We start from the raw sequence: 20,033 nt of genomic DNA, 5'->3' as shown, positions 1-20,033 counted from the left end.
GACCAGGACCCCCTGTCGGGGGACCGGGGATCCGGGGCCGCCCGGCCCACCCGGCCCGCCGCCCCGCTCGAACGGCCCGGTGCGGTCGGCTCAGCTCCAGCGGCCGGTGCGGCCCAGCAGCAGGGCCCCGGCCGCCACCCCTGCCGTGGAGGTGCGCAGCACCGACGGGCCGAGCCGGAACGGCTTCGCCCCGGCCTCGGCGAAGGCCGCCAGCTCCTCGGGGGAGACGCCGCCCTCGGGGCCGACCACCAGCACGAGGTCCCCGGAGTCCGGGAGCACGGCCCCGGCCAGCGGCTCGGCGCCCTCCTCGTGCAGCACGGCGGCGAACGCCGCGCCGGCCAGCACCGGGACCAGTTGCCGGGTGGTCAGCGGCTCGCGGACCTCGGGGAACCGCAGCCGGCGGGACTGCTTGCCGGCCTCCCGCGCGGTGGCGCGCCACTTGGCGAGCGCCTTCGCGCCGCGGTCGCCCTTCCACTGGGTGATGCAGCGGGAGGCCGACCAGGGGATCACCACGTCCACCCCGACCTCGGTCATGGTCTCCACCGCCAGCTCGCCGCGGTCGCCCTTGGGCAGCGCCTGGACCACGACGATCCGGGGCGCCGGGGCGGCCTCGCGGCGGACGGCCGTCACCGTCACCTCGATCGCGTCCTTGCCGTGCACCGCCGCGACGGTGCCGTCCACCCCGAGGCCGAGCCCGTCGGCCAGGGTCACGGCCTCGCCCGCCTCCAGCCGCTTCACCGCCGCCGCGTGCCGCCCCTCGGGCCCGTCCAGCCGGACCAGCACGCCGGGGGCGGCGGTGGCGATCCGCTCGGTCTCGACGACGAACACGGGCGCGGTCATGGGGTCTTCCTCCGGAATGGGTCGGGCGGTGGAACGACGGCGCCCGGCACCCGACGACGGAGGTCGCGGAGTGCCGGGCGCCGGAGCCGTCAGCGGCCGTTGAAGGCGTCCTTCAGGCGGGAGAACAGGCCCTGCTGCCCGGGCGCGAACTGGCCGGACGGCCGCTCCTCACCGCGCAGCACCGCGAGGCGGCGCAGCAGGTCCTCCTGCTCGGGGTCGAGCTTGGAGGGCGTCTGCACCTCGACGTGCACTATCAGGTCGCCCCGGCCGCCGCCGCGCAGATGGGTGATGCCGCGACCGTGCAGCGGGATCGACTGTCCGGACTGGGTGCCGGGCCGGATGTCGACCTCCTCCAGCCCGTCCAGGGTCTGCAACGGCACCTGGGTGCCGAGCGAGGCGGCCGTCATCGGGATGGTGACGGTGCAGTGCAGGTCGTCGCCGCGCCGCTGGAACACCGTGTGGGCGGTCTCGGCGATCTCGACGTAGAGGTCGCCGGCCGGGCCGCCGCCGGGGCCGACCTCGCCCTCGCCGGCCAGCTGGATCCTGGTGCCGTTGTCGACACCGGCGGGGATCTTGACGGTGAGGGTGCGGCGGGCGCGGACCCGGCCGTCGCCGGCGCACTCCGGGCACGGGGTGGGCACGACGGTGCCGAAGCCCTGGCACTGCGGGCAGGGGCGGGAGGTCATGACCTGGCCCAGGAAGGACCTGGTGACCTGGGAGACCTCGCCCTTGCCGCGGCACATGTCGCAGGTCTGCGCGGAGGTGCCGGGGGCCGCGCCCTCGCCGCTGCAGGTGGTGCAGGTGACGGCCGTGTCGACCTGGAGTTCCTTGGTGGTGCCGAAGGCGGCCTCCTCCAGGGTGATCTCCAGCCGGATCATGGCGTCCTGGCCCCGGCGGGTCCGCGACCGCGGGCCGCGCTGGCCCGAGGCGGCGCCGAAGAAGGCGTCCATGATGTCGGAGAAGCCGAAGCCCGCCGCGCCCGCGCCGAAGCCGCCCGCGCCGCCGTTCGGCGACAGCGGGTCACCGCCGAGGTCGTAGACCTGGCGCTTCTGCGGGTCGGAGAGCACCTCGTAGGCGGCGTTGATCTCCTTGAACCGCTCCTGCGTCTTCGGGTCCGGGTTGACGTCCGGGTGCAGTTCGCGTGCCAGGCGCCGGAACGCCTTCTTGATCTCGTCCTGCCCCGCATCCCGTCGGACGCCGAGTACCGCGTAGTAGTCCGTGGCCACCAAATGCTCCGCTTGTTCCGCCTGTAGAAGTGCTTGCGACTGGAACCACCGTCAGGGTCCTGACGGTGGCCGTTCCTACGACTCGGCCAGGATCTGGCCCACGTACCGTGCCACCGCTCGCACCGCCCCCATTGTGCCCGGATAGTCCATCCGGGTCGGACCGATCACACCCAGTTTGGCCACGCTCTCGTCGCCCGAACCGTAACCGACCGAGACGACGGAGGTGGAATTGAGGCCCTCGTAGGCGTTCTCACGCCCGATCCGGACCGTCATCCCGGCGTCCGCGGTCTCACCCAGGAGGCGGAGCAGGATGACCTGTTCCTCCAGTGCCTCCAGCACCGGCTGGATGGTCAACGGGAAGTCGTGGCCGAAACGGGTCAGGTTGGCCGTGCCGGCCAGCATGATCCGTTCCTCGTTCTGCTCGGCGAGCGCCTCGAAGAGCGTCGCCAGGACCGTCGCGACGGTCGGCCGGTCCCCCGCCTCGAACTGCGCGGGAAGGTCCTCCAGCAGTCCCGGAACCTCGGGGAGCCGCTGTCCGGCGGCCCGCACGTTGATCCGGGCCCGGAGGTCGGCCAGGACGGTCTCGCCCACCGCCCCGGGGCAGTCCACCATCCGCTGCTCGACCCGGCCGGTGTTGGTGATCAGCACCAGCATCACCTTGGCCGGGGCCAGCGCGACCAGCTCGATGTGCCGCACGGTGGACCGGGAGAGCGAGGGGTACTGCACCACCGCGACCTGGCGGGTCAGCTGGGCGAGCAGCCGCACCGTACGGGCGACCACGTCGTCGAGGTCGACCGCCCCGTCCAGGAAGTGCCGGATCGCCCGCCGCTCGGGCGCGCTCATCGGCTTGACCTCGGCCAGCCGGTCCACGAACAGGCGGTACCCCTTGTCGGTGGGGATGCGCCCGGCGCTGGTGTGCGGCTGGTGGATGTAACCGTCCTCCTCCAGCGCGGCCATGTCGTTGCGGACGGTCGCCGGGGAGACCCCGAGGTTGTGCCGTTCCACGAGGGCCTTCGAGCCGACCGGCTCCTCCGTCCCCACGTAGTCCTGGACGATGGCGCGAAGCACCGCGAGTTTGCGGTCGTCCAGCTGGCGGACCTCACCGGCCATGGGCACGCACCTCCGTCTTCACGCGTTGTCCGATATGACATGTGTCCGTTTCGAGCCGCTTCGCCCGTTCCGGGAGGAACCGGGCTTGGCACTCGGAACATACGAGTGCCAGGACCCTACCTGCCAGTGTAAGGCCCGGGTCCGACGGCAGGAACGGCCCAGCCGGAGTGATCCTGCCCGCAGTTCGCGGCGCGCGGGTGATGCCGCGGGCCCGGCCTGGTGGCAGCATCGGAAGCGGACGGCGAACGGAGGACCAGCGATGTCGACCTCGGGCCAGCACTCCCGTTTCGCGCCGGACCGCGGCCTGACCGGCCGGATGGTCGGCACGATGTTCGTGATCGGGCTGTTGTACGTCGGATTCACCGGGCTGTTGATCGTGCTGCTGCGCGGCGCCTGGCCGATCGTCGTCCTGATCTCGGGCGGCCTGTTCGTCGCCCAGTTCTGGTTCAGCGACAAGATCACCGAACGGGCCATGGGGGCGCACCGGGTCACCCCCGAGCAGTACCCGCAGCTGCACGGCACCGTCGACCGGCTCTGCGCGCTGGCCGACATGCCCAAACCCCGGGTGGCGGTCGCCGACAACGACATGCCGAACGCCTTCGCCACCGGCCGCAACCCGAAGAACGCGGTGGTCTGCGTCACCACCGGGCTGCTGCGCCGGCTGGAGCCGGAGGAACTGGAGGGCGTGCTCGCCCACGAGCTGTCCCACGTCGCCCACCGGGACGTCGCGGTGATGACCGTCGCCGGGTTCCTCGGTGTCCTCGCCGGAGCCATGACCCGGATCGCCATGTACGGCGGGTTCATGGGCGGCGGCCGCAACAGCAACGACTCCAACGCCGCGATCGCCGCCCTGATCGTCCCGCTGGTGTCGGTGGTGGTGTACGCGATCAGCTTCCTGCTGACCCGGCTGCTCTCCCGCTACCGGGAGCTGGCGGCCGACCGGGCCGCCGCCCAGCTCACCGGCCGTCCCAGCGCGCTGGCCTCGGCGCTCACCAAGGTGACCGGCCAGATCGCCGCCATCCCGACCAGGGACCTGCGCCAGGCGCAGGCCTACAACGCCTTCTACTTCGCCCCCGCGCTGAGCGCCCGGGAGACCGCCGGCCGGCTGCTCTCCACCCACCCGACGCTGGAGCAGCGGCTGGAGCAGCTGGCCGAGATCTCCACCCGGCTCGGCCACTGAACCGCCTCCTCCTCCGGGAAAGGGACCACCGTGGGAATCCTGGACGCCCTGTTCGGCCGCACCAAGCCCGTCCGGCCCGACCTCGACCAGCTGTTCGGCGTGCCGTCCGCCGCGATCACCCTGGAGGCCGCGGCCGGTTTCCGGCCCACCGGGGTCGGGTCGGTCTGCTTCGCCTCCGTGGAGGGCGGGGCCTTCGGCGAGGTCGAACGGCAGGTCCGGGCCCTCCTGGACGCCGACACCGAGCGCGGCGGCGTCCCCGTCGAGGCGTCCAAGGACGCGTACGGCTACTCCTGGCTGCTGGCCCGGCACGCTCCCGGGGAACTGCCGGAGCTGGTCAACGACCTGCACGCGGTCAACAGCGAGCTGGAGGCGAACGGCTTCGGGCCGCAGCTGCTCTGCTCGCTCGTCGCCTTCCGCGACGAGGGGGGCCGGCCGCTGGCGCTGGTCTACCTGTACAAGCGCGGCACCTTCTACCCCTTCGCGCCGGCGGCGGGCGGCGGGGAGAAGCGCGACAGCCCGCTGGAACTGCAGGTCAACGCCCTGCTCGGGAACGACCTGCGGCTGGAGAAGGACCTCACCCGCTGGTTCCCGGTCTGGGGCGCGCCAGGGCTCTGACCCTCCGTCCGTCTTCCCTATAGTCGCTGCATGCACAGCCGCCGGTACGGACCCGACCTGACCCCGCCGTGGAAGCGGCAGCAGCCCGCCCCCGAGGTGCCCGCCGAGCGGGACCTCGTGGTCGAGGAGGCGGAAACCGGCTTCTGCGGGGCGGTGGTGCGCTGCGAGAAGACCGCCGAGGGGTTCACCGTCACCCTGGAGGACCGGTTCGGCAAGCACCGGGTCTTCCCGCTGGTCCCGCGCGGCTTCCTGCTGGAGGGGCGTGTGGTCACCCTGGTCCGGCCCACCGGGCCGGCCCCCGCGCGCACGCCCGGCCGGACCGCCTCCGGCTCGGTCGCGGTGCCCGGCGCCCGCGCCCGGGTGGCCCGCGGGTCCCGGATCTACGTCGAGGGCCGGCACGACGCCGAGCTGGTCGAACGGGTCTGGGGCGACGACCTGCGGGTCGAGGGCGTGGTGGTCGAGTACCTGGAGGGCATCGACGACCTGCCCGCGATCGTCGCCGACTTCGCCCCCGGCCCCGGCCGGCGTCTCGGCGTCCTGGTGGACCACCTGCTGCCCGGCACCAAGGAGCACCGGATCGCCGCCCGGGTCACCGGCGAGGCCGTGCTCGTGGTGGGACACCCCTACGTGGACGTCTGGCAAGCCGTGAAGCCGTCCAGTGTCGGCATCCCCGGCTGGCCCGCCGTCCCGCGCGGCGAGGAGTGGAAGGAGGGCGTCTGCCGCCGTCTCGGCTGGCCGGTGGACACCCCCGCCGCCTGGAAGCGGATCCTCGCCTCGGTGGACTCCTACAGGGACCTGGAGCCGGAGCTGCTCGGCCGGGTCGAGGAGCTGATCGACTTCGTCACCCTGCCGGACTGAGGCGCGTCAGGCGTACGTCCGGAAACCGGCGGTGTCCGACGCGACGCCGAGCACGTCGACGGGAACGGGGTCACCGACCCTGCTGGTCCGCCCGGACATGTGGTCCGGCAGTCCCGGGGCGGTCGCCCGGCTCGGCTCGGTCGACAGCGCGCGGACGGCCTTGATCGGATCGACGACCAGGTGGGCGGGGTCCCGCATATCAGTCCACCAGGTCACGCACGACCGCGTCGGCCAGCAGGCGGCCCCGGAGGGTCAGGGTGGCGCGGCCCGCGGAGTGGGATCCGGCGTCGAGGAGGCCGTCGGCGAGGTGCTGCCGGGCGGCCTTCAGGCCGGTGTCCGTCAACAGGTCCAGCGGGATGCCCTCGGCGAGGCGCAGCTCCAGGAGGATCCGCTCGACCCGGCGGTCCTCGGCGGTGAGCCGCTCGCGGCCCTGGGCGGGGCTGCGGTGCCCGGTGAGGGCCTGCGCGTAGGCGGCGGGGTGCTTGGCGTTCCACCAGCGGACGCCGCCGACGTGGCTGTGGGCGCCGGGGCCGGCGCCCCACCAGTCGCCGCCGGTCCAGTAGAGCTCGTTGTGACGGCAGCGGCCCTCCGGGGTGGTGGACCAGTTGGAGACCTCGTACCAGGAGTAGCCGGCGGCGGTGAGCGCCTCCTCGGCGATCAGGTAGCGGTCGGCGTGCACGTCGTCGTCGATCATCGGCAGCTCGCCGCGCTTGACCCGGGCGGCGAGCTTCGTGCCGTCCTCGACGATCAGCGAGTACGCGGAGACGTGGTCCGGCCCGGCGCCGATCGCGGCGTCCAGGGAGGCCCGCCAGTCGTCGTCGGACTCGCCGGGGGTGCCGTAGATCAGGTCGAGGTTCACGTGCTCGAAGCCGGCGGCGCGGGCCTCGGCGACGCACGCCTCGGGGCGGCCGGGGGTGTGGTGGCGGTCGAGCAGCTGGAGGACGTGCGGCCGCGCGCTCTGCATGCCGAAGGAGACCCGGTTGTAGCCGCCCGCGCGCAGTTCGGCGAGGTAGGCCGGATCGACCGACTCCGGGTTGGCCTCGGTGGTCACCTCGGCGCCGTCGGCGAGCCCGAACTCCTCCCGGATCGCGGCGAGCATCCGCACCAGGTCGCCGGCGGGCAGGAGCGTGGGGGTGCCGCCGCCGAGGAAGACGGTGCGCACCGGCAGGTCGGCACCGCCCAGCACCTTCCGGGCGTGGCGGATCTCGGCCACCACGTTGTCGGCGTACGTCTCCTGGGAGGCGACGGTGCCCGAGGCGCGCAGCTCGGTGGCGGTGTAGGTGTTGAAGTCGCAGTAGCCGCAGCGGCTCGCGCAGTAGGGCACGTGCAGGTAGAAGCCGAACGGCCGGGAGCCGAGTCCGTCGAGCGCGGATGCGGGCAGGGAACCGTCGGACGGCACCGGTTCGCCGTCGGGGAGTGCGGAGGGCATGACCCCATTGTCCCGTACGGCCCGGGTGGTCCTCCGGTCCGTACGGGACGGCGGCGGTCAGACCTCGTTGCTGCCCGCGTACATCGCGGTGACGGCGTCCGCGTACTCGCGCTCGACCACGGGCCGCTTGATCTTCAGGCTCGGGGTGAGCTCCCCGTGCTCGACGTCCAGGTCGCGCGGCAGAAGGTGGAACTTCTTCACCGTCTGCCAGCGCTGGAGGTCGGCGTTGAGCCGCTGCACGAACCCGTCGATCAGCTTGTGGACCTGCGGGTCGGCGACCACCTCGGTGTAGGACCTGCCGGCCAGGCCGCGCTCGGCGGCCCACGGCATGATCGCCGACTCGTCCAGGCCGATCAGCGCGGTGCAGTAGTTGCGGCCGTTGCCGATCACCAGGATGTTGCTGACGAACGGACAGACCGCCTTGAACTTGCCCTCCACCTCGCTGGGCGCGACGTACTTGCCGCCGGAGGTCTTGAACATGTCCTTCTTGCGGTCGGTGATCCGCAGGAAGCCGTCCGCCGACAGCTCTCCGATGTCCTCGGTGTGGAACCAGCCGTCGGCCTCCAGCACCTCGGCGGTCTTCTCCGGCAGGTTGTGGTAGCCGCGCATGATGCCGGGGCCGCGCAGCAGGATCTCGCCGTCCTCGGCGATCCTGACCTCGGTGCCGGGCAGCGGGCGGCCGACCGTGCCGACCCGGATGTCCTCCGCCCGGTTGACGCTCGAACCGGCGCTGGTCTCGCTCAGGCCGTAGCCCTCCAGGATCGGCACCCCGGCGCCGACGAAGAAGTACCCGATCTCGGGTGCGAGCGCGGCGCTGCCGGAGACCGCACCGCGCAGCCGCCCGCCGAACGCCGCCCGGATCTTCGCGTACACCAGCCGGTCGGCCAGCGAGTGCTTCAGGCCGAGGGCGAACGGGACGCGGTCGCTGCCGGTGGCGATCCGGTTGGCCTGGGCGGTCCGGGCGTACTCGCGGGCGGTCCGGGCGGCCCACAGGAAGATCCTGTACTTGGCGCCGCCCTCGGCCCGGGCCTTGCCGGCGATGCCGTTGTAGACCTTCTCGAAGATGCGCGGCGCCGAGGCCATGATGGTCGGCCGGATGACCGGCAGGTTGTGGATGATCCGCTCGACCCGGCCGTCCACGGCCATCACGTGGCCGGTGGCGATCTGCCCCGAGATCAGCGTCTTGCCGAAGACGTGCGACAGCGGCAGCCACATGAACTGCACGTCGTCGGCGGCCAGCAGCCCGCTCGCCTCCTGCGCTCTCCCCTCGTACGCCCAGCAGTCGTGCACCAGGCGCACGCCCTTCGGACGGCCGGTGGTGCCGGAGGTGTAGATGAGGGTGGCCAGCTGCTCCTTGTCGAGCGCGGCGACGGTCCGCTCGACGACGCCCGGGTGCTCGGCCAGGTAGTCGGCCCCGAGCTGCTCCAGCTCGGCGAGGGTGACGATCTTGAGCCCGGCGGCGTCGGGGGTCTCGGCCGGCGCGTCGAACAGGATCACGGTCTGCAGCTCGGGCAGCCGCTCACGCTCGGCGACCACCTTGGCCAGCTGCGCGGCGTTCTCCGCGAACATCGCCCGGGAGCCCGAGTCGGAGAGGATGAACGCGGTCTCGTCGGCGTTGGTGCTCGGGTAGACGGCGGTGGTCGCCGCACCCGCGCACATGTTGCCGAGGTCGGCGAGGATCCATTCCAGCCGGGTGGAGGAGGACAGGGCGACCCGGTCCTCCGCACGGATGCCCAGCGACAGCAGGCCGGCCGCCACCGCGTACACCCGGGCCGCAGCCTGCGCCCAGGTCACCGAACGCCACTGCTCGGCGCCCGGGGCACTGTCCGCCGCCTGCTCGTCCACCGGGGCCGGGTAACGGTAGGCCTCGGCGCCCGGGGTGGCGGCGACCCGCTCCAGGAACAGGTGGGCGACGGAGGCAGGACGCCCGGCGACGATGTCGGCGCGGCCGGAGTCGATCAGGGAGTGCGCGGAACTCAACGAGGACCTCCGGGAGCGGGTGGCCGTCTGAGGGAAGGCTCTGAGGGATTGTCGCGGCGTCCGTGGGGGCGGTCACCGACCCCCTTCGGCAACCAGGCCGGTACCGGTGAGTAACAAGGGGGCAATCAGCAGCCTAGGGGGAAACCGGTCATTCCGTAAGAGGGAGCGGCCAGCTGGCACCCTCCCGATCCCCCGGTGCACGGCACCACCCCGCCCACCGGAACGTTCGGCAAAGGGCTGGACAAAGATCCGGCTCGCTTGGCGGGAATGGCCTGAACGAGCCCGCCGAAGAACGAGAATTGGGATGCCAAAGCCGCCGCCGACGACAAGAGTGAGCCAGTGCTGATCAGACTGCTCAGGGCGTACCTTCGCCCGTACACCCGACCGATCACCCTGCTGGTGCTGCTCCAGCTGATTTCCACCCTCGGCCTGCTCTACCTGCCGACGCTCAACGCCGACATCATCGACGACGGCGTGGTGAAGGGTGACACCGGATACATCCTGCGCGTGGGCGCGGTGATGATCGGCATCACCGTGCTCCAGACCCTCTGCGCCATCAGCGCCGTCTACTACGGCGCACGCACCGCGATGGCGGTCGGCCGGGACGTCCGGGCCGACATCTTCGACCGCGTGCAGAGCTTCTCCTCCCGCGAGATGGGCCAGTTCGGCGCCCCCTCGCTGATCACCCGGACCACCAACGACGTCCAGCAGGTCCAGATGCTGGTCCTGATGTCCTTCACCATGATGGTGGCCGCGCCGATCATGTGCATCGGCGGCATCATCATGGCTCTCAACCAGGACGTACCGCTCTCCGGCCTGCTGCTCGCCGTCGTGCCCACCCTCGGCGCGGTCGTCATCGTGCTGGTGCGGGCACTCCGCCCGCGCTTCCGCAGCATGCAGGAGAAGATCGACACCGTGAACCGGGTGCTGCGCGAGCAGATCACCGGTATCCGGGTCATCCGGGCCTTCGTCAAGGACGACCACGAGCAGGCCCGGTTCGCCGGCGCCAACGAGGACCTCACCGGGGTCTCGCTCCAGGTCGGCAAGCTGATGGCCTACCTGTTCCCCAGCGTGATGCTGGTCGTGAACGTCTCCAGCGTCGCCGTGCTCTGGTTCGGCGCCCACCGGATCGACAGCGGCGACATGGAGATCGGCGCTCTCACGGCCTTCCTCTCCTACCTGCTGCAGATCCTGATGAGCGTCATGATGGCCACCTTCATGTTCATGATGGTGCCGCGCGCCGAGGTGTGCGCCGAACGGATCCAGGAGGTGCTCACCACCAGCTCCAGCGTCGTCCCGCCGTCCGAGCCCGTCACCGAGGTGCTCCGCCGCGGCCACCTCGAACTGCGCGACGTCGAGTTCCGCTACCCCGGTGCCGAGGCCTCCGTCCTGCGGGGCATCGACATCGCCGCCCGCCCGGGCGAGACCACGGCCGTCATCGGTTCCACCGGCAGCGGGAAGTCCACCCTGCTCGGCCTCGTCCCCCGGCTGTTCGACGCCACCACGGGCCAGGTCCTGCTCAACGGCGTCGACGTCCGCGAACTCGCCCCCGAGACCATCGCCGACAGTGTCGGACTGGTCCCGCAGAAGCCCTACCTGTTCTCCGGCACCGTGGCCAGCAACCTCCGCTACGGCCGGCCGGACGCCACCGACGAGGAACTCTGGAAGGCCCTGGAAATCGCCCAGGCCAAGGAGTTCGTCGAACAGCTCGCCGAGGGTCTGGACGCGCCGATCGCCCAGGGCGGCGGCAACGTCTCCGGCGGCCAGCGCCAGCGCCTGGCCATCGCCCGCACCCTGGTCCGGCGGCCCGACATCTACCTCTTCGACGACTCCTTCTCCGCGCTCGACTACGCCACCGACGCCCGGCTGCGCAAGGCCCTCGCACGCGAGACCGCCGACGCCACCGTGGTGATCGTCGCCCAGCGCGTCTCCACCATCCGCGACGCCGACCGGATCATCGTCCTCGACGAAGGCGCCGTGGTCGGCAGCGGCACCCACGGCGAACTCATGGCCGGCAACCCGACGTACCGGGAGATCGTGCTCTCCCAGCTCACCGAGCAGGAGGCGGCGTGACCACGCCCGACAAGCCCGCGCCGGACCCGAAGAAGTCGCCCGCCGGCGGCCCGGGAGGCCCCGGAGGCCCTGGTGGTCCCGGGGGCTTCGGCGGTCCCGGCGGTCCTGGTGGCGCTGGTGGCCCCGGCAGGGGCGGCCCCGGCGGGCCCCCGAAGGCCGCCGGCGACTCCCAGGCCGCCGCCGCCCGCCGCGGCCCGGCCGGCCCCGGACGCTTCATGGGCGGCCAGGGCGCCGAGAAGTCCATGGACTTCAAGGGCTCCGGTAAACGCCTGCTCAAACTGCTCCGCCCGGAGCGCGCCCTGATCGCCGGCGTCCTCGCCCTCGGCGTGCTCAGCATCGGCTGCGCCGTCATCGGCCCCAAGATCCTCGGCCACGCCACCGACCTGATCTTCGCCGGCGTCGTCAGCGGCCGCTTCCCCGCCGGGGCCTCCAAGCAGGAGGTCGTCGACGCCATGCGCGGACGCGGCGACACCGACATCGCCGACCTGCTCTCCTCGGTCGACTTCACCCCCGGCCAGGGCATGGACTTCGACGCCATCGGCAGCATCCTGCTCTGGGTCCTGGCGATCTACGTCGCGTCCTCCGTCTTCGGCGTCGTCCAGGGCCGGCTCGCCGCGCGTGCCATCCAGCGGGCCGGCTACCGGCTGCGCCAGAGCGCCGAGGCCAAGCTCGCCCGGCTGCCGCTCAGCTACTTCGACAAGCAGCCGCGCGGCGAGGTGCTCAGCCGGGTCACCAACGACATCGACAACATCAGCCAGACCATGCAGCAGACCACCGGCCAGGTGATCAACTCGCTGCTCACCGTCGTCGGCGTGCTCGCCATGATGTTCTGGATCTCCTGGCTGCTCGCGCTGATCGCACTGATCGCCGTACCGCTCTCCGTCGTCGTCGCCACCCGGGTCGGCAAGCGCGCCCAGCCGCAGTTCGTCCAGCAGTGGAGGTCCACCGGGCAGCTCAACGCCCACATCGAGGAGATGTACACCGGCCACACCCTGGTCAGGGTCTTCGGCCGGCAGAAGGAGTCCGCGGCCACCTTCCGCGAGCACAACGAGGCCCTGTACGCCGCCAGCTTCAAGGCCCAGTTCATCTCCGGCATCATCCAGCCCGCGATGATGCTCATCGGCAACCTGCAGTACGTGCTGATCGCCGTGGTCGGCGGTCTGCGGGTGGCCACCGGCGCGCTGTCCATCGGCGACGTCCAGGCGTTCATCCAGTACTCCCGGCAGTTCAGCCAGCCGCTCACCCAGGTCGCCAGCATGGCCAACCTGGTGCAGTCCGGCGTCGCCTCCGCCGAGCGCATCTTCGAACTCCTCGACTCGCCCGAGCAGACCCCCGAGCCGGCCATGCCGGAACGCCCCGACGCCCTGCGTGGCCGGGTCGTCTTCCAGGACGTCGCGTTCCGCTACGACCCGGGCAAGCCGCTCATCGAGGACCTCTCGCTCAAGGTCGAACCCGGTCAGACCGTCGCCATCGTCGGCCCGACCGGCGCCGGCAAGACCACCCTGGTCAACCTGCTGATGCGGTTCTACGAGGTGAGCTCCGGCCGGATCACCCTCGACGGGGTGGACATCGCCGCCATGTCCCGCGAGGACCTGCGCTCCGGCATCGGCATGGTCCTCCAGGACACCTGGCTGTTCGGTGGCACCATCGCCGACAACATCGCCTACGGCGCCGACGGCGCCACCCGCGAACAGGTCGTCGAGGCCGCCCGGGCCGCACACGTGGACCGCTTCGTCCGCACCCTGCCGGACGGCTACGAGACCGTCATCGACGACGACGGCGCCGGCGTCAGCACCGGCGAGAAGCAGCTGATCACCATCGCCCGGGCCTTCCTCGCCCAGCCGTCGATCCTCGTCCTCGACGAGGCGACCAGCTCGGTCGACACCCGGACCGAAGTGCTCATCCAGCGCGCCATGGCCCGGCTGCGCAGCGGCCGCACCAGCTTCGTGATCGCCCACCGGCTCTCCACCATCCGGGACGCCGACGTGATCCTGGTGATGGAGAACGGCTCGATCGTCGAGCAGGGCACGCACGACGAGCTGATCGCCGCCGACGCGGCGTACGGACGCCTCTACAAGGCGCAGTTCGCCGAAGCGGTCGCCGAGCGCGAATGACCCCGGCGGACGCCGGGCGGGAGCCCGGGGAGGACGGCCCGACGGCCGTACCGCCCCGGGCTCCCGCGCGTCTGCGCGTCCGGGTGTCTGCGCGTCCGGGTGTCCGGGCTGACCCGGTGGCCGCGCGTCCGGACGGCCGGGCCGACGTTTCCCGCCCCGGTCGGGTCTTCATGATCGCGACGACCGGCGCTACGGTAGGGCCCGTGAGTGACGACCCGTCGACCGCGACCGTGCACGCCCCGGCCACCGGGCCCGACCAACCGCTGTCCGACCCCTTCGAGGTGAACCGGCGCTACCTCGGGTCGGTCGCCTACCGGCTGCTGGGCTCGTTCACCGACGCCGAGGACGTCCTCCAGGAAGCCTGGCTCCGCTGGCGCTCGGTCGACCGCTCCGCCGTCGCCGACCCCCGCGCCTTCCTCACCACGGTCGTCACCCGCCTCTGCTACGACCAGCTCGGCTCCGCCCGCGCCCGCCGGGAGGCCTACTTCGGCGAGTGGCTGCCCGAACCGGCCGTCTCGTACCAGGACGCCCCCGCCTCCCCCGCCGAGGTCGCCGAACTCGGCGAGTCCGTCTCGATGGCGCTGCTCGCCGTCATGGAACAGCTCACCCCGGCCGAGCGCGCCGCGTTCGTGCTGCACGACGTCTTCGCCGTCGGCTTCGACGAGATCGCCGCCTCGCTGGACCGCACCCCCGACGCCGCCCGCCAGCTGGCCTCCCGGGCCCGCCGCCGGGTCAAGGCCGGCAGCCGCCGGTCCACCGCCGACCCGGCCGAGCACCGGCAGGCCGTCGAGGCGTTCGCCGCCGCCACCGCCCGCGGCGACATCGAGAGCCTGCTGGCCGTCCTCGACCCCGACGTGGTCTGGCACTCCGACGGCGGCGGCATCGTCACCGCCGGCGCCCGCCCGGTGTTCGGCGCCGACAAGGTCTCCCGGCTCGTCCGCGGCCTGGCCGCCAAGTTCCTCACACCCGGCTGGAGCTTCGGCTTCGCGCTGGTCAACGGCGAGCCCGGGGTGATCTGGTACCCGCAGCCCGGGCTGGTCGGCGGCGTGATCGCGTTCACCGTCACCGACGGCCGGATCACCGAGGCGTACACCGTCGTCAACCCGGAGAAGCTCGCCCACCTGAACGTGGCAGCCTCCTGACCTTCCCGTGACGCAGATCACGGTCACAGTCCGTCCGGCTGCTTCGTCCCCTTCTCGAACACGCGCAGAAGTGCTCCCGGCAACCCCGGGGACGCCGCGAGAGGGCGCCCCCGGGCGCCGCGAAGGAGCGGGACGACATGACCGAGAAGCAGATCGTCGTACTGGGCGCCGGCTACGCGGGTCTCACCGCCGCGACCCGGGCCGGCAAGCGCGGCCGCGTGACCCTGATCGCCCCCGAGAGCCGCTTCCTGCACCGCGTGCGCCAGCACGAGACCGCCGCCGGCCACCCCGAACACCGGCCCGCCGTCGCCGAGGTCCTGCGCGGCCGCCGCGTGCGGCACCTCCCGGCCCGCGCCTCCCGGCTCGACCTCACCGTCCGCAAGGTCTTCCTCGACAACGGCGACGCCGTCGCCTACGACACCCTCGTCTACGCGCTCGGCAGCCGGACCGCCTGGCACGGCGTCCCCGGCGCCGCCGACCACGCCTACGGCGTCGAGCGGGCCGGCGAGGTGGCCGAACGGCTGCGCACCGCCGAACGGCCCGGCACCCTCGCCGTGGTCGGCGGTGGCGCCACCGGCATCGAACTGGCCGCCGAACTCGCCGAGGCCCACCCCGGGTGGAAGGTCCGGATCGTCGCCGCCGGCCAGGTCGGCGGCTGGTTCTCGGCCAAGGGCCGCCGCCACGTCCACACCGTGCTCCGCGGACTCGGCGCCGAGATCAACGAGCACCGCACCGTCACCGCCGTCGGCCCCGAGGGCCTCACCACCACGGCCGGCCGGATCCCCGCCGACCTCGTCGTCTGGGCCGCCGCCATGGAACCGCACCCGCTCGCCGCCGAGGCCGGCCTCACCGTCGGCCCGACCGGCCGGGCCGTCGTCGACGGCCACCTGCGGTCGGTCTCGCACCCCGACGTGTACGTGATCGGCGACGCCGCCGAGGTCACCGTCCCCGGCACCGGCACCCTGCGGATGGGCTGCGCCACCGCCCAGCCGATGGGCCGCTACCTCGGCAACGTCCTCGCCGGACGCACCGACAAGCCGTTCGCGTTCCGGTACGCCGTGCAGTGCCTGAGCCTCGGACGGCGCGAGGGCATGGTCCAGCTGATCCACGGCGACGACTCGATGCGGACCTCCGTCCTCACCGGCCTCACCGGACGGCTGATCAAGACGGCCATCGTCAACGGCGTGGTCATGTCGCTGCGCTGAACCGAACCGCACCTGAAGCACCCCGGAACGCCCGAGGGGCCCGGGACGTCACGTCCCGGGCCCCTCGACGGCACCGTCGTTACTTCTTCTCCTTCGGCGCCTCTGCGTCCGTCGACAGCGCGGCGATGAAGGCCTCCTGCGGGACCTCCACCCGGCCGACCATCTTCATCCGCTTCTTGCCTTCCTTCTGCTTCTCCAGCAGCTTGCGCTTACGCGAGATGTCACCGCCGTAGCACTTCGCGAGGACGTCCTTGCGGATCGCCCGGACCGTCTCGCGGGCGATCACGCGCGAGCCGATGGCGGCCTGGATCGGCACCTCGAACTGCTGGCGCGGGATCAGCTTCTGCAGCTTGCCGGCCATCATCACGCCGTAGTTGTAGGCCTTGTCCTTGTGCACGATCGCGGAGAACGCGTCCACCGCGTCACCGTGCAGCAGGATGTCGACCTTCACCAGGTCGGCCGACTGCTCGCCGATCGGCTCGTAGTCGAAGGAGCCGTAGCCGCGGGTCTTGGACTTCAGGTAGTCGAAGAAGTCGAAGACGATCTCCGCGAGCGGCAGCGTGTAGCGCAGCTCGACACGGTCCTCGGAGAGGTAGTCCATGCCCTGCAGGTTGCCGCGGCGGGACTGGCACAGCTCCATGATCGCGCCGACGAACTCGTTCGGTGCCAGGATGGTCCCGCGCACGACCGGCTCGTACACCTCGGCGATCTTGCCGGTCGGGAACTCGCTCGGGTTGGTGACGGTGTGCTCCGTGCCGTCCTCCATCACCACGCGGTAGATCACGTTCGGGGCGGTGGAGATCAGGTCGAGGTTGAACTCGCGCTCCAGGCGCTCCCGGATGATCTCCAGGTGCAGCAGGCCCAGGAAGCCGCAGCGGTAGCCGAAGCCGAGCGCGACCGAGGTCTCCGGCTCGTAGACCAGCGCGGCGTCGTTCAGCCGCAGCTTGTCCAGGGCGTCGCGGAGCAGCGGGTAGTCCGAGCCGTCCAGCGGGTAGAGGCCGGAGAACACCATCGGGCGCGGGTCCTTGTAGCCGCCCAGCGCCTCGGTCGCACCCTTGTGCATCGAGGTGATCGTGTCACCGACCTTGGACTGCCGGACGTCCTTCACGCCGGTGATGATGTAGCCCACCTCACCGACACCGAGGCCGTCCGCGACCTTCGGCTCCGGCGAGATGACGCCGATCTCCAGCAGCTCGTGCGTCGCGCCGGTCGACATCATCGCGATCCGCTCACGCTTGGTGAGCTGGCCGTCGACGACACGGACGTAGGTGACCACGCCGCGGTAGGAGTCGTAGACCGAGTCGAAGATCATCGCGCGGGCGGGGGCGTTCTTCACGCCGACCGGGGCCGGGATGTTGTCGACGATGTGGTCCAGCAGCTCCTCGACGCCGAGGCCGGTCTTGGCGCTGACCTTGAGCACGTCGCCCGGGTCGCACCCGATGATGTGCGCGATCTCCGCCGCGTACTTCTCGGGCTGCGCGGCCGGCAGGTCGATCTTGTTGAGCACCGGGATGATCGTGAGGTCGTTCTCCAGCGCCAGGTACAGGTTGGCGAGGGTCTGCGCCTCGATGCCCTGGGCCGCGTCCACCACCAGGACGGTGCCCTCACAGGCCGCCAGGGAGCGGGACACCTCGTACGTGAAGTCCACGTGGCCCGGAGTGTCGATCATGTTGAGGATGTGCGTGCTGCCGGTGTTGACGCCGGTCTTCGGCGCCCACGGGAGACGGACGGCCTGCGACTTGATCGTGATGCCGCGCTCGCGCTCGATGTCCATGCGGTCGAGGTACTGGGCGCGCATCTGCCGCGGGTCGACCACACCGGTGATCTGCAGCATCCGGTCTGCGAGCGTCGACTTGCCGTGGTCGATGTGGGCGATGATGCAGAAGTTGCGGATCAGCGCCGGGTCGGTACGGCTGGGCTCTGGCACATTGCTGGGGGTCGCGGGCACCTTGGTCCGATTCTCCGTTGGTCCGGGGGCCGGGGGTGTCCGGGTCATCGCTGACCGGCTTCCCGGGCGACCGGACGGTCGTCCGATCGAGATAGTTCCTCCCATCCTCCCACTTCCCGCGAGCAGGACGCGCGCCGCCGTCCGGTTCACCCCTGCCGGGGCGCCTCCGGGGCGCCTCCGGGGACGGTCCACGCCTCCGCCGGGCGCGTTCCACGGGCCTCTCCTGCGGACCTCGGCCGTCGACTCTCCCCCGGGCGACCGGGCCCGGGCAGGATGACGTCGCATGATCCTGGAAAGCGCACTGCTCGACGTCCTGCCCGGCCAGGAGGAGGCCTTCCTCTCCGCCTTCGCCGAGGCCCGACCGCTGATCTCCGTCCAACCCGGCTTCCGCTCACTGGAACTGCGCCGCTGCCTGGACGAGGGGCGGGACTCACGGTTCCTGCTGCAGGTGGAGTGGGAGAGACTGGAGGACCACATCGAGGGGTTCCGCCGCTCCGCCGAGTACCAGCGGTGGCGCGAGTCGCTGCACCACCACTACCGGCCGTTCCCCGAGGTGGAGCACTACGGCGAACCGGTCCTGCGTGCCTAGACCACGCCCGGAACCGGACCGGACCGCCGTCCGGACCGCCGCCCGGTTTGGGGCGGCCGGTGCGCCCCTGGTAGCGTTGGCCGCTGCACCTGGCCCCGGCATGCCCTCTCAGCTGGTCCGGCGGCCGCGCGGTGCAGCCCGTTCCAACCGTTTCATTCCAGACAAGACTGAGGCTCCTTCGTGGCGAACATCAAGTCCCAGATCAAGCGCAACAAGACCAACGAGAAGGCGCGCCTGCGCAACAAGGCCGTCAAGTCCTCGCTGAAGACCGCTCTGCGCAAGGCCCGTGAGGCCGCTGCCGCCGGCGAGACCGAGAAGGCCGCCGAGCTGGCCCGCGCCGCCTCCAAGGCGCTCGACAAGGCCGTGAGCAAGGGCGTCATCCACGCCAACCAGGCCGCCAACAAGAAGTCGGCCATCACCAAGCGCGTCAACACCGCCGTCCAGGCCTGACGCCCTCGGGGCCGCACCGACGGCCCCTCCCCTCGGGACGCACCGGCCCTCTACCCGGACGCCCGAGGAGCACAGAACGACTCGCACCGCACGCGGCCTGCGTTCGCCACGCGGGTGCGGTGCACAGAGCGCCACCAGAAGTGCCGGTTCCTAGGCCCTTCCACTACTGCCCGCCCGGTACACACCGGGCGGGCAGTAGTCGTTTCCGGAGCCCGGTGACAGCGGTCGGGCGGGGCCGCTGCGACTCCTGTCGCGTCCTGCGGCCCGACCGATAAGGTCTGGTTCCGGCACCTTCGTCGCAGGCCCAAGGGGGGCTCACATTGGGGACACCACCGCCGCCGCCACCACCGCCGCCGCCGCCGCCGCAGAGCGGGTCGGGCTTCGCCGGCTTCCCGCAGCAGCCACTGCCCTCGTCACCGCCGACGGTCCCCGCACCGGGCGGCCCTCCCGGCTTCGGTCCGCCGCCCGGGCTGCCGAGCTCGCCCGGCGCACCCACCCCGCCCGGGACCCCCACCGTGCCCGGCGGCGCAGCCGGTGCCGCGGGCGACCGGAAGGGCGGGAACCTGCGCCGGAACGCGGTCTGGGCGTTCGTCGGTGCGATCATCGCCTCGGCCGCCTGGGCCGGCGCCGTCGCCGTCGTGCCCAGCCTCGTGGACGGCGGCTCCTCGGCGCAGAGCCTCCGCGGCTACCACCCCGTCGACAAGATCTGCGAGGCGGGCAAGCTCACCGGGTTCCGGCAGAAGTACAAGATGGTGGACAACTATCCGCTGGAGCACACCGGGCGCAGCGAGTCCATGGACATCATGCGGTGCTACGCCCTGGTGAAGCGGACGGTCAGCGACAGCGACACCCCGGACTACGCCACCCTCGACATCCGTGTCGAGCTGCACAAGGCCGTCGACTCCTCACCCGAGTTCGCCGCCACCCGGCACTACTTCGAGCAGCAGAAGTACGAGATCACCGACGTGCCGAACCTCGGCGAAGAGGCCTACTTCGCCTACGGGGACGAGCCGACCAGCTCCGACAAGAGTCTGCACGACATCAACTACTACCTACAGGTCCGCGACGGCGGTATGACGTACTCGTTCTACTGGACCGACAACTACCAGGTCGGCAAGAACCACACGCTGGACCGCGAGACCGTCCGGCGGACCATCCTCGACGACACCCGCGACATGCTCAAGGCCATCGGCGGCAAGTAACCGGGAGGGGCGCCGGGGCGGCGGCCGGTGTGTCCCGGAGGCCGGGGTGCCCGCGTTGGCCGAGCGGCCCGG

The 20,033-nt window shown here is 71.8% G+C and carries 17 protein-coding genes; 10 read left to right on the top strand and 7 right to left on the bottom strand.

All coding sequences use genetic code 11. The features are described 5' to 3' along the window. Positions 1-90: 90 nt before the first annotated feature. From PUR61_RS41740 to hrcA, 3 genes are all read right to left on the bottom strand, one after another. A complete protein-coding gene (locus PUR61_RS41740) occupies positions 91-840 on the bottom strand; it encodes a 16S rRNA (uracil(1498)-N(3))-methyltransferase (RefSeq protein WP_329885181.1) in 750 nt (249 codons plus the stop codon). Between the two features lie 89 nt (positions 841-929). Beyond that, positions 930-2,066, bottom strand: a complete 1,137-nt coding sequence (gene dnaJ, locus PUR61_RS41735) for a molecular chaperone DnaJ (protein ID WP_329885180.1) — start codon at positions 2,064-2,066, stop codon at positions 930-932. Between the two features lie 75 nt (positions 2,067-2,141). Then, on the bottom strand, positions 2,142-3,176 hold the full coding sequence (gene hrcA, locus PUR61_RS41730) for a heat-inducible transcriptional repressor HrcA (RefSeq protein ID WP_329885179.1): 1,035 nt from the start codon (positions 3,174-3,176) through the stop codon (positions 2,142-2,144). Positions 3,177-3,435: 259 nt separating this feature from the next. On the opposite strand from hrcA, the gene htpX reads away from it, so the two are divergent. The 3 genes from htpX to PUR61_RS41715 are packed head-to-tail and all read left to right on the top strand — an operon-like array spanning position 3,436 to position 5,829. Beyond that, positions 3,436-4,356, top strand: a complete 921-nt coding sequence (htpX, locus tag PUR61_RS41725; protein ID WP_329885178.1) for a zinc metalloprotease HtpX — start codon at positions 3,436-3,438, stop codon at positions 4,354-4,356. A 30-nt stretch (positions 4,357-4,386) separates the two neighbouring features. Then, complete coding sequence (gene pspAB / locus PUR61_RS41720; RefSeq protein WP_329885177.1) at positions 4,387-4,971, top strand: PspA-associated protein PspAB; 585 nt, start codon at positions 4,387-4,389, stop codon at positions 4,969-4,971. Between the two features lie 30 nt (positions 4,972-5,001). Beyond that, complete coding sequence (locus PUR61_RS41715; RefSeq protein WP_329885176.1) at positions 5,002-5,829, top strand: DUF3097 domain-containing protein; 828 nt, start codon at positions 5,002-5,004, stop codon at positions 5,827-5,829. 6 nt (positions 5,830-5,835) lie between these two features. On the opposite strand, the gene PUR61_RS41710 is transcribed toward PUR61_RS41715, so the two are convergent. The 3 genes from PUR61_RS41710 to PUR61_RS41700 are packed head-to-tail and all read right to left on the bottom strand — an operon-like array spanning position 5,836 to position 9,238. After that, positions 5,836-6,027, bottom strand: a complete 192-nt coding sequence (locus PUR61_RS41710; RefSeq protein WP_329885175.1) for a hypothetical protein — start codon at positions 6,025-6,027, stop codon at positions 5,836-5,838. Position 6,028: 1 nt separating this feature from the next. Then, positions 6,029-7,258, bottom strand: a complete 1,230-nt coding sequence (gene hemW / locus PUR61_RS41705; RefSeq protein WP_329885174.1) for a radical SAM family heme chaperone HemW — start codon at positions 7,256-7,258, stop codon at positions 6,029-6,031. A gap of 57 nt (positions 7,259-7,315) precedes the next feature. Beyond that, on the bottom strand, positions 7,316-9,238 hold the full coding sequence (locus PUR61_RS41700) for an AMP-dependent synthetase/ligase (protein ID WP_329885173.1): 1,923 nt from the start codon (positions 9,236-9,238) through the stop codon (positions 7,316-7,318). Positions 9,239-9,577: 339 nt separating this feature from the next. Between PUR61_RS41700 and PUR61_RS41695 the strand changes: the two genes are divergently transcribed. The 4 genes from PUR61_RS41695 to PUR61_RS41680 all read left to right on the top strand — a co-directional run bounded on the left by PUR61_RS41695 (position 9,578) and on the right by PUR61_RS41680 (position 15,772). Then, positions 9,578-11,311: an ABC transporter ATP-binding protein gene (locus PUR61_RS41695; RefSeq protein ID WP_329885172.1), complete on the top strand. Its 1,734-nt coding sequence runs from the start codon at positions 9,578-9,580 to the stop codon at positions 11,309-11,311. A 215-nt stretch (positions 11,312-11,526) separates the two neighbouring features. Continuing rightward, on the top strand, positions 11,527-13,425 hold the full coding sequence (locus tag PUR61_RS41690) for an ABC transporter ATP-binding protein (RefSeq protein WP_329885200.1): 1,899 nt from the start codon (positions 11,527-11,529) through the stop codon (positions 13,423-13,425). Positions 13,426-13,628: 203 nt separating this feature from the next. Further along, positions 13,629-14,567 (top strand): RNA polymerase sigma factor SigJ, encoded by a 939-nt coding sequence (sigJ, locus tag PUR61_RS41685; RefSeq protein WP_329885171.1) that lies wholly within the window; start codon positions 13,629-13,631, stop codon positions 14,565-14,567. A gap of 137 nt (positions 14,568-14,704) precedes the next feature. After that, positions 14,705-15,772 (top strand): NAD(P)/FAD-dependent oxidoreductase, encoded by a 1,068-nt coding sequence (locus tag PUR61_RS41680; RefSeq protein ID WP_329885170.1) that lies wholly within the window; start codon positions 14,705-14,707, stop codon positions 15,770-15,772. 79 nt (positions 15,773-15,851) lie between these two features. On the opposite strand, the gene lepA is transcribed toward PUR61_RS41680, so the two are convergent. Then, positions 15,852-17,720 carry a translation elongation factor 4 gene (gene lepA / locus PUR61_RS41675; protein ID WP_329885169.1) on the bottom strand — a complete coding sequence of 623 codons (1,869 nt, stop codon included), beginning with the start codon at positions 17,718-17,720 and terminating at the stop codon, positions 15,852-15,854. A 283-nt stretch (positions 17,721-18,003) separates the two neighbouring features. Here lepA and PUR61_RS41670 point away from each other — a divergent pair, with 283 nt between their 5' ends. From PUR61_RS41670 to PUR61_RS41660, 3 genes are all read left to right on the top strand, one after another. Next, positions 18,004-18,309 (top strand): antibiotic biosynthesis monooxygenase family protein, encoded by a 306-nt coding sequence (locus PUR61_RS41670; protein WP_329885168.1) that lies wholly within the window; start codon positions 18,004-18,006, stop codon positions 18,307-18,309. A 180-nt stretch (positions 18,310-18,489) separates the two neighbouring features. Beyond that, the gene (gene rpsT, locus PUR61_RS41665; RefSeq protein WP_329885167.1) at positions 18,490-18,759 is read left to right on the top strand and encodes a 30S ribosomal protein S20; all 270 of its coding nucleotides are present in this window, start codon (positions 18,490-18,492) and stop codon (positions 18,757-18,759) included. Between the two features lie 515 nt (positions 18,760-19,274). Continuing rightward, positions 19,275-19,961 carry a hypothetical protein gene (locus PUR61_RS41660; RefSeq protein ID WP_329885166.1) on the top strand — a complete coding sequence of 229 codons (687 nt, stop codon included), beginning with the start codon at positions 19,275-19,277 and terminating at the stop codon, positions 19,959-19,961. The last annotated feature ends 72 nt before the right edge of the window (positions 19,962-20,033 follow it).

Source organism: Streptomyces sp. BE20, assembly GCF_036322525.1.
GTDB lineage: Bacteria > Actinomycetota > Actinomycetes > Streptomycetales > Streptomycetaceae > Kitasatospora.
This window is presented reverse-complemented; position numbering and strand designations above follow the sequence as displayed.